Source organism: Methylibium rhizosphaerae (genome assembly GCF_006386545.1).
In the GTDB taxonomy this organism is placed as follows: domain Bacteria; phylum Pseudomonadota; class Gammaproteobacteria; order Burkholderiales; family Burkholderiaceae_C; genus Pseudorivibacter; species Pseudorivibacter rhizosphaerae.
In genome coordinates, this window is record NZ_SWAR01000162.1 from 1 (window position 1) to 1218 (window position 1218).

At 68.4% G+C, this 1218-nt stretch carries 2 pseudogenes; both read left to right on the forward strand.

What is annotated here, in order from left to right:
• Nucleotides 1-360 (forward strand): annotated as a pseudogene (locus E8D38_RS28550) (IS21 family transposase); the annotation flags it as partial.
• A gap of 18 nt (nt 361-378) precedes the next feature.
• Nucleotides 379-1129: pseudogene (gene istB / locus E8D38_RS27920) on the forward strand (IS21-like element helper ATPase IstB).
• Nucleotides 1130-1218: the final 89 nt, after the last annotated feature.

Consider the following 1218-nt stretch of genomic DNA (forward strand, 5'->3'; position numbering starts at 1 on the left):
GCGCAGGCGTTCTTCGCGCACGACCGCAGCTGGTGCGTCGCCCAGGGCGCCCGCATCGGGCCGGCCTGCCAGCGGCTGATCGAGCACCTGTTGAGCGATCGCATCGTCGAGCGCCTGCGCGGTGCGCAAGGCGTCATCCACCTGGCCAAGCAGTACAGCCCCGAACGCGTGGAAGCCGCCTGCCAGCGCGCGCTGGCGCACGACTCGCCGTACTTCCGCACCGTCAAGACCATCCTGGCCAGCGGCGCCGACCAGCGCGCCGAGCCGATCGCCGAGACCCCGCAGGCCTACGCCCGTTCGCGCTTCGCGCGCGACGCGGCCAGCCTGTTCGCCCAAGCGCAGCAAGAGTTGCTGCATTGACCTGCAAGGAGAAGACCGATGAACCCCGTTCCTGAACTGGCCCCGCAACTCAAGCAGCTGAGGCTGTCGGGCATCCTGGACTCGCTGGAGGCGCGCAACCGCCAGGCCATCGATGCGAAGCTGGCGTACACCGAGTTCCTGGAAGTTCAGCTTGCGGCTGCGCCGCGCGCAGTTCCGCACCACCAAGACGCTGGAACAGTTCGACTTCGAGCGGCTGCCGCAACTCAACCGCGCGCTGGTGCACGACTTGGCCACCGGGCGCTACCTGCAGGAGAAGGCGCCGGTGTTGATCGTCGGGCCATGTGGCACCGGCAAGAGCCACTTGGCACAGGCGCTGGGGCACTGCGCGGTGCGCCAGGGCATCGACGTGGTGTTCAGCACCTGCGCGAGCCTGACGCAAAGCCTGAACGCGGCGCGCGCCACCGGCAGCTACGAGCGCAAGCTGGCCACGCTGGCGCGTGTGCCGCTGCTGATCATCGACGACTTCGGCCTCAAGCCGCTGCGCGCGCCGGCCGACGAGGATCTGCATGACCTGATCGCCGAGCGCTACGAGCAGGCCGCCACCATCGTCACCAGCAACCTGGACTTCACCGAGTGGGACCAGGCCTTCCCCGTCAACAAGCTGCTGGCCTCGGCCACGCTGGACCGGCTGCGCCACAACGCCTACTGCATGGTGCTGGACGGGCAGTCGTACCGCGCGCCGAAGCTCGCGCCGGCGCCCACGCGTGCGCGCAGCGCTGGCGCTACGCCCAAGTCCAGCCATACTTGAGACCCTTCGAGATGCTCGTCTGCGGTCACTCAACTGGCCTGATTACGCCGAGAGCGAGATGGCTCGATTGCGGTGAGAAGTGACACTCG